Genomic DNA, 7847 nt, shown 5'->3' on the forward strand with positions numbered 1-7847 from the left:
GTAGTGTGGGAGTTCCCATGTGAGAGTAGGACATTGCTAGGCTTCTATTTAGAAAAACCCGTAGCTGATGTTACGGGTTTTTTGCTTTCTGACGTTTAAAAATACAGTATTTATACCGTAGAGCATTAGCGCAAACAGTAGTGTGACTTATGTTCGACATGCCCATGTAAGAATAGGACATTCTCCGCTTCTATTTAGAGAAACCCGATTCGAAAGAGTTGGGTTTTTTGCTTTCTGTCGTTTGAAAAATACAGCATTTATACCTGTAGAGTAGTAGCATAAACGGTAGTGTGACTTATGTTCGACATGCCCATATGATAGTCGGATATTCTCCGCTTCTATTTAGGTCGTTCTTTGCCATCATTGGCAACACGACATTAGTATATTCCTAGACGTAAAAACCCGTTACTAACGTAACGGGTTTTTTGCTTTCTGGCGTTTAAAAAAACAAAACCCATAGCTAGGATGCATTAATAACAAAAGTAGTGTGACTTATGTTCGACAGGCCCATATGAGAGTAGACATTCTCCGCTTCTAATTAGGTCGCTCTTTGCCATCCTTGGCAACGTGACATTAGTATATCCCTACACGTCAGAAACCCGTTACCAACGTAACGGATTTTTTGCTTTCTGGCGTTTAAAAACTTAGCTGAATAACCCTTGATAATTTGGTCTGCTTAGTAAGCGAATTACATCCTGATGCACCACTGTAAATGACAACATAATCATTCATTGATTTAAGGTGGTGGTAAGACGATCGCTATCTCAATAATATAAGAAGTAGCGATCACTTGGCGTGTATTGTTGAACTTACAATATTTGTAGTATATTTTCTGATGACCTAGCCTTGTCTTATTAGTGATAAGTCCCAGTAATATCCAAATAGTGATGAAATTTCAAAGTTTACCGTTCCTAAATTGTTAAGAATATGTGATATTAATGCATAATTAAATAAATTTATCGATGTACATTAGTGAGAAGTCTCCATAATAAGCTGTTGCACTAAACCGCTTATCGGCGAGTATCAGCTTCCTGACATATCACTGCACCAGTGTATTATGCTTATAATTGATAATACTCAATAAAAATAACCAAACTAGGAATGCCATTAATGGATAATTCAGGCAAAGAAATAGTAAAGTATGGAATTACATTTGGAACAGCCCTTTCAATTGCTATTTCATGGAGCGTAAATAAGTCAATCTTATGGGCAATTCTACACGGTTTTTTGTCTTGGGCTTATGTGATTTGGCATGTATTGACACGATAATAAATTATTGAATGGTTTAAGTTATACATAATTATCATTTAGTTAAGATGGCTTGTTTTGATTGCGTTGTTACTAATAAGGTATTTAAACGGATAAAAGGCAGTTGGGTGTATCACTCCGTTCGTTATTTTAGCCAACAATTTCGCTCCGCTTAGTAAGCGGTTAGATATTTAAGGGAATTTAGTGCAAACATTCATCATATTATTCAGGGGGATCAATGTTGGGGGCAATAACATACTGCAGATGAAAGAGCTTGTCCCGCTTTTGGAATAAAGTGGCTATGAAAGTGTTTCATCATATATTCAAAGTGGCAATATCGTTTTAAAAATCCAACAGAGCAAGTGCAATGTATTATTTCCAAAAACTTTGGCTTTGCTCCTGTGATTTTCTCTTTAGAAGAGTCTGTGTTCTCAACATCAGCTTTAAATAATCCATACAAATAATTTGAAGGTAAATTTGTACACTTTTACTTTTGTAAAAATCATATCAACCTAGTTCAAGATAAGTTAAATAAATATATATCAAGTTCTGAAGAGTATACAGTTAAAGGTAATGTCCTTTATTTATATGCACCTTAAGGCATAGGTCGTTCAAAACTAGTAGCAAATGTTGAGTCTTGTTTAGGTCAAAGTGCGACAGGTAGAAATCTAAATACTATTAATAAAATTAGCACTATGCTAAAAAATGCATAACAGGAACTTCAAACGAAAATATAAAGTTGGCTGTATTCATTCCGTTCAACATTTTAGCCAACTATATTTTTCGCCTAAGTGGGCGTTAGCTATCTAGGAGTATTCATGAATTGGTTGAAGCTTTCAAATGACGAAATATTGGAAATAGTTAATCCTATAATGGATAACTTTATGGATGCTTCCACTGAAATTGACCATGAAAAGCATGTGCGAGACTTTAGTGACAATATGAAAAGTATCGTCACTAAAGATGAACTTGAAAAAAAGTGCAAAGCATATCAAGAAACTCTTGGTTTTTTTACAAAACGAGAGTTGGTTGGTGTTATTAGAAAAAAAAGTGACGTAGAAATTTATTTATCTAATGCTACCAATACTGGTATCTCTTTTCAGGTGCAACCAATCGGACTTTGACAATAATATTGAAGTATATATAAGTACAGGGCAGTTATAGTGTCAGGATAATGGTTTATCAATATCATTAACTAAGAGTTATCTGCAAGAAGCCGGTATTGAAGTTAAAGCTGATAGTTGTGGTAATTTAATACTGGTTGATTACCCCTCAGTCTGTGGAGGGGAAACAGGAAAGTTACATGTGTTTACTATTCACGAAAACCATTCGCAAACTGCTGAAAATATAGGGTTTACTATACCTGATAGTATAGTTGGTGGCGGTGATTATGCCAAAGTCGAGTGTAGTGATTAACGATTTATAACAAGTCATTCAAGCAGAAAAGTAACAGTTAGCTATAAAATACTCCTTCGTTGTTTATTTTAGCTAACAATTAAAAGCTTCTTAATGGGGCGTTATGTGGTCAGATTATTCCAACTTGTCATGGAGCAAAAAAATGATTAAAAAAAGTGCACTTTATTTCCTTATGTTATTTTGTTTTGATGTTTTAGCAAATGATAAATTCCCTAATATATTATTTTTAGAAGGTGAACAGCAGTCACCTGCTGCTGATTTAAGTGTAGTGAAATGACCTTTCAGGTCATTGGAGAGGGGAAGCATTTGGTGGTCTCATTGAAAAAGTATGGTCGTCTGCTGTTGGCGGGAGCATGATGGGGCCATTCAAGCTTGTTGTTGAAAACGAAGTGCAATTCTATGAAATTGAAACAATATCTGAAGAAAATGGAACACTTGTCTTTAGATTAAAGTATTTTCATAGAGACTTAAAAGGATGGGAGAAGAAAGATAAAACTATTGATTTTGTATTGGTCAAAGTTATGGAAAATAAAGTTTACTTCACCGGCATGACTATTGAGAAGGTTAGCGACAACGAAATTAATATATATGTTGCTATTGAAGACAATGGAAGTACAACTGAAGAAAAGTTTTCTTATACAAGAATTAATTGAGACTTCGGTTTGTAACTACATAAAAGCCATTCAAGCAGGACAAATATCAGTTGGCTTTTGCTCCTGCGTCGCTATTTTAGCCAACAATTATTTGTCTCTTAATGAGGCGTTATGAGGTTTTTAAAATTGAGAGTATTATTTCTGATTATATGCACACTACTTTTTAGTGGATGTTCTGCTTCTGGAGATCGGTTTAAAGGTTTTGAAAATACAGCTGTAAATAAGAGTTCTTTATATATTTATAGGCCATCTAAATTCTTTCAAGGAGGAACTTGGCCAACCATTTTTATCGATGGTAAAGAAAATTTTTCTTTAAAAAACTCTGGTTATGTCTTAACTCACCTAGAGCCGGGGGCACATGAGATAAAAATAGGTTCAACTTAATTTCTAGATAATTGGATTTTTGGAGATGTAATTGGAAATATTGATATGGAAAAAGGTAAGACATACTACTTAAGGTTCGATATAGAATTTCAAGATGCAACATCAATGGGGACAGTGATCTCATTTTCGGGGGCTGCGGGATTAATTGAAGTTAATAAAGAACAAGCTGCAAACGATTTAAAAGTACTTAATTCGAGTATGTAGCCTCATAATAAGCCATTAAAGCAGAACTTTTAACCGTCGCTAGGTTCCGCTCCGTTTGATATTTTAGCCAACAATTAAAAGCCTCTTAACGTGGCGCTATGCTACTAAGGAAAGTTAGTGTTTAAAATTATAGTATTATTATCAAGTTTATTTCTTGCTTCGTGTGCGACTGTCGCACCCATTGTAAATTCAAATAGCCCTATTAACATTTATGGTGTAACGACACTCTCTCCACAAAATGGAGATTGGATGGTTATTACTGCTTCAGGCTATCAATCATCTCTTGGGAGTACAGGCGTTAATAAAAATGAATCGCAAGTTGTAAATGTTTCTATATTTCAATTGCCAAGTTTAGATTCAGATAAAAAGTTTCTAGAATATATTGTTAGTTCGAGAGCATCTGCCCCAAATACGGGGCGATTTGAAAACAAACAAAACACCGAAAACCTTTCATCACTTAATGGTGCTGTTTGTGTTAAATACCATTCAATATCTCAAGATACTAATGCTAAAATTCAAGGAGGCAAAGCCTCAATGTTATTTGAAAGTATTGGCTATAATTGCCAACATCCTAAAAAAAATACAGTAGGTGTAAATATTGAGTACTCTAGTCGTTACTTTGTAGATACTAGATATTCAACATTACAAAACGAAAGTGATGCGTTTTTTAATAATATTCAGTTCACCGAGTTTTAGTAGCATAAGCCATTCAAGCAGGAAAAATAACAGTTGGCTATATACTCCTTCCTTGTTTATTTTAGCTAACATTCATTTGTCTCTTAATAGGGCGTTAGGGTATAAGATCACAATTTATGGATATCATTCAAGTTGATGGTTTAGAAGTTTTAACTTCTTCATTTAATTCTTATGACGAATTAATAAATATGGAGTTGCAACAAGATCAGATTAGTGACGTTTTCCCATATAAAGGGAATACGTTAAGCTATGCATTTGTAAAATCAGGTATATCACTTGGTTATTATAAAATATTATCAGCAAAGCGATTAACATCAAAAAGAACATCATTTACTCTTCATAAGCAATAAGCCCTGACAGTAACTCAAACGGAAAAATACAGTTGGCTGTTTTCACTCCGTTTTCCATTTTAGCCAACTATATTTTTTGAGAGGTTTGAGCATTGGTCCCATATTTACTAGCTGGATTATCTATATTAATTGCGGGTGGCGTTCATTGGAAACTTCCTAACTCATTTTGGCAAGCATCAATGTATTCAACTCTGGCCATTGTTGTTGTATCACTATTATTTATTTTTGTTTTTCAGTCTAATTACCTAGGCTTAGACGAAAATACAGCCGAAACGGCTAATATTGGTGTAGCAGTTTTACTCGTATCTGCACTTGTTTCATTTTTTGGTTTGTTAGTCTCTTTAATGGTTGGTTATTTTCTAAAAATAGTGAGATCGTCGGTATAAAAACATCACCAGAATTTAAACAGGGACAAAATAAAATTGGCTAACGGACGTTCAAATGTAATTGGGTGGCATAATCGATGTAACTATTCTGTTGGACTACTTTTATCTACCTATATAAAAAGAACTTCAGAGATACTTTTTTAATAACAAAGCTTTAAGCCAATATAGGCCGACGATAAATGGTTATCTATTATGGGGTTTTCATAAATTTCAGTTAACATGATTATCCTCTTAATGAGGTGTTACCCTATCCCTGCATTAATTCAGCCCAATTTATTTTCAACACAGTAAAAAATTAACAATTTTCCGTGATAACACTAGAGAGAGTATAATGGCAAAGAAAGCTATAGTTATAGGTGCTACCGGGTTAGTCGGTCGGGCGATAGTTGATCAACTTGTTAGCTGCGACCATATTAGTGAAATTATTACACTAACTCGAAGGCCTTCCCCACATGCATCGACAAAAGTTTGTAATCAAGTCGTGGATTTTGATCACCTCAATAATTACATCACACTATTTGATGCGGACTTTTTATTCTCATGTCTTGGTACAACAGTTAAGCAAGCGGGTTCAATCGTAGAACAAGGTAGAGTAGATCTTGATTACCAGTTTGAAGCAGCACAATTAGCAGTAAACAACGGTGTTAATCACTACCTACTTGTTTCTTCTGCAGGGGCTAATGATCAAAGTAATAATCCGTATCTAAAAATGAAAGGTATTTTGGAGCAGAGAATAAAGCATTTACCCTTTAAACGTATTAGTATTATTCAACCATCATTACTACTTGGTCAACGAACAGAATTTCGTTTAGGTGAAAAAATGGCTAGTTGGTTCATGCCTATTTTATGCATTATACCCTTGCTACGACGCTTCCGCCCGATAACGGGTGAGCAAGTAGCAGCAAGAATGGTTTTGTCTAGCCAAGAGCTTGGTCCGTCAATAGAGATTTTTTGTCTTGATGAAGTTTTTATTTAGTGATCAACAGCACTATGCATAGGTACTCTTACTAACAGATTAATAATTTTTTACTTATTAACAATATTAAGTAGGGAGTAGGTTAAGCGCCTGGGGTAATGAGTTAATCGTCTCTTGTAATAAGAGAGTATCTGCAATCGTTGATAGTATGCTTTTTCTCTGTAAAAGCTAAGAACACAAGCTAAATGCAAAGTACTTGATTATTACTGTCAGCATTAACAGAATCAAATGTCATTATAGTGATTAGCAGGTTATACAAACTAATATGATTGAGCTTAATATATCGAAGCACATATATAACAGGAACCTGAGCTTTAATGGTTAGCCCATCAAAAGACTAACCCTTATATATAGACTATTTGCCTATAGATACCTTAAGCCCACCAACCATAGTTATGTGATCGATAACCTTAACTACACTATCATAATTTGTATTTGCGTGAGGGATCACAACAGCAGCAGTTACTGGATTAGTAGCCAGATAGTTTTCTATATTTGCTGGTAGTCTTTCAATATCTGTGATTCTACCATTTAAGGAAACAAGACCATTTTCATTTACTCTTATAAGTAACATAGGATTATTATTCTGATTAGGAATGCCGCCATCGGGTTTATTCACTAAGAAACCTTGTTCTTTAATGAATGAGGTGGTCACAATAAAGAATATTAAAAGGATAAAAACAATATCAAGCATAGGCGTCATATCTGCTTCAGCTTTTTGGTCTTCATAAAGTCTATTTCTTCTCATCCTGGCACCTCAATATTTGTTAGTTACACTCTACGAGTTATTTCGTATATCTTTTACATTAGTTCAAATTATGGATAAAACAATATAGATACGAATTTATTCGTAAATAAGTAAAATCAAAACGACTAATTAATAAGTGAGATGAGTAAATTAACTAAATATGCAGCACAACATATTGATATTTTTACGCTGAAGAATACTATTTGATATTCAGCATGATGAATTAAAATAAAAATTGGGCCAGATTTATAGTGCGTATAAATAGCTGTAGGGGAGTTATTAGTAGATATATGTTTTAATATCATCCTGTCTGCTTGTTTTTCATTCGAACAAACAAAAAGATGAAAATAGTGCTTGATAGTTTTTAGAAAATGTCTAGAATGCGCTCCAGTTCCAAGGGGTTCAGTCAAAACGAACCATGAAAGAGCTGTTTTGATAAGTTATCTACATCACTTTAGGGTAAAGTAGTTAACTTAACGTTTTAAAAGTTAAGTTTGAATCTTCGAAAAGAAACTTCAAATTAAATTAAATAAAACGTTGACATCGAAACTAGAGTGCGTAGAATACGCATCTCGCTTCAGGCAAGGCCTGCAGCAACGGAGCAACGCTCCAAAGGTATAAACGAATGGGTTTTATATCTAACTCTTTACATTAAGTAAATGAGTTTTTCTTTAACAATTAGTTATCATGCAATTTGTGTGGACACTCACATTACATTGATTTTACATAGTCGGTTCTTAATTCTCTAACGAGAAGCAAGGAAAGACGTAAAACAGTTTAATAATG

At 34.1% G+C, this 7847-nt stretch carries 12 protein-coding genes; 11 read left to right on the forward strand and 1 reads right to left on the reverse strand.

Annotation, left to right across the window (positions count from 1 at the left end):
* The first annotated feature begins 1110 nt into the window (after window positions 1-1110).
* The 11 genes from H4J66_RS01260 to H4J66_RS01305 all read left to right on the forward strand — a co-directional run bounded on the left by H4J66_RS01260 (window position 1111) and on the right by H4J66_RS01305 (window position 6313).
* Window positions 1111-1269, forward strand: coding sequence for a hypothetical protein (locus H4J66_RS01260; RefSeq protein WP_182169530.1), 159 nt, complete (start codon window positions 1111-1113; stop codon window positions 1267-1269).
* 183 nt (window positions 1270-1452) lie between these two features.
* A complete protein-coding gene (locus H4J66_RS20585; RefSeq protein ID WP_310650609.1) occupies window positions 1453-1542 on the forward strand; it encodes a DUF1697 domain-containing protein in 90 nt (29 codons plus the stop codon).
* Window positions 1543-2066: 524 nt separating this feature from the next.
* Window positions 2067-2372, forward strand: coding sequence for a hypothetical protein (locus H4J66_RS01270; RefSeq protein ID WP_182169533.1), 306 nt, complete (start codon window positions 2067-2069; stop codon window positions 2370-2372).
* Window positions 2373-2806: 434 nt separating this feature from the next.
* A complete protein-coding gene (locus H4J66_RS20070) occupies window positions 2807-2941 on the forward strand; it encodes a hypothetical protein (RefSeq protein ID WP_259368690.1) in 135 nt (44 codons plus the stop codon).
* A gap of 40 nt (window positions 2942-2981) precedes the next feature.
* Window positions 2982-3317 (forward strand): DUF6265 family protein, encoded by a 336-nt coding sequence (locus H4J66_RS20075; protein ID WP_310650610.1) that lies wholly within the window; start codon window positions 2982-2984, stop codon window positions 3315-3317.
* 126 nt (window positions 3318-3443) lie between these two features.
* On the forward strand, window positions 3444-3701 hold the full coding sequence (locus tag H4J66_RS01280; protein WP_182169536.1) for a DUF2846 domain-containing protein: 258 nt from the start codon (window positions 3444-3446) through the stop codon (window positions 3699-3701).
* Window positions 3702-3746: 45 nt separating this feature from the next.
* Window positions 3747-3905 carry a hypothetical protein gene (locus H4J66_RS01285; RefSeq protein ID WP_182169539.1) on the forward strand — a complete coding sequence of 53 codons (159 nt, stop codon included), beginning with the start codon at window positions 3747-3749 and terminating at the stop codon, window positions 3903-3905.
* 117 nt (window positions 3906-4022) lie between these two features.
* The gene (locus H4J66_RS01290; protein WP_182169541.1) at window positions 4023-4601 is read left to right on the forward strand and encodes a hypothetical protein; all 579 of its coding nucleotides are present in this window, start codon (window positions 4023-4025) and stop codon (window positions 4599-4601) included.
* Between the two features lie 116 nt (window positions 4602-4717).
* A complete protein-coding gene (locus H4J66_RS01295) occupies window positions 4718-4951 on the forward strand; it encodes a hypothetical protein (RefSeq protein ID WP_182169544.1) in 234 nt (77 codons plus the stop codon).
* Window positions 4952-5043: 92 nt separating this feature from the next.
* Window positions 5044-5337: a hypothetical protein gene (locus H4J66_RS01300; protein WP_070375257.1), complete on the forward strand. Its 294-nt coding sequence runs from the start codon at window positions 5044-5046 to the stop codon at window positions 5335-5337.
* Window positions 5338-5668: 331 nt separating this feature from the next.
* Entirely contained in the window at window positions 5669-6313 is a 645-nt protein-coding gene (locus tag H4J66_RS01305; protein ID WP_182169547.1) for an NAD(P)H-binding protein, read from the forward strand.
* Window positions 6314-6668: 355 nt separating this feature from the next.
* Here the strand turns inward: H4J66_RS01305 and H4J66_RS01310 are convergent, their stop codons facing one another.
* Window positions 6669-7061: a biopolymer transporter ExbD gene (locus tag H4J66_RS01310; RefSeq protein ID WP_182169549.1), complete on the reverse strand. Its 393-nt coding sequence runs from the start codon at window positions 7059-7061 to the stop codon at window positions 6669-6671.
* Window positions 7062-7847 lie beyond the last annotated feature (786 nt).

Source organism: Colwellia sp. MB3u-55 (genome assembly GCF_014076785.1).
Classification (GTDB): Bacteria; Pseudomonadota; Gammaproteobacteria; order Enterobacterales; family Alteromonadaceae; genus Colwellia_A.

Excerpts from the sequence above, each read along its gene's own strand:
- H4J66_RS01260 (WP_182169530.1), top strand. The coding sequence starts at position 1,111 with ATGGATAATTCAGGCAAAGAAATAGTAAAGTATGGAATTACATTTGGA.
- H4J66_RS01270 (WP_182169533.1), top strand. The coding sequence starts at position 2,067 with ATGAATTGGTTGAAGCTTTCAAATGACGAAATATTGGAAATAGTTAAT.
- H4J66_RS20070 (WP_259368690.1), top strand. The coding sequence starts at position 2,807 with ATGATTAAAAAAAGTGCACTTTATTTCCTTATGTTATTTTGTTTTGAT.
- H4J66_RS01285 (WP_182169539.1), top strand. The coding sequence starts at position 3,747 with ATGGAAAAAGGTAAGACATACTACTTAAGGTTCGATATAGAATTTCAA.
- H4J66_RS01295 (WP_182169544.1), top strand. The coding sequence starts at position 4,718 with ATGGATATCATTCAAGTTGATGGTTTAGAAGTTTTAACTTCTTCATTT.
- H4J66_RS01305 (WP_182169547.1), top strand. The coding sequence starts at position 5,669 with ATGGCAAAGAAAGCTATAGTTATAGGTGCTACCGGGTTAGTCGGTCGG.
- H4J66_RS01310 (WP_182169549.1), bottom strand. The coding sequence starts at position 7,061 with ATGAGAAGAAATAGACTTTATGAAGACCAAAAAGCTGAAGCAGATATG.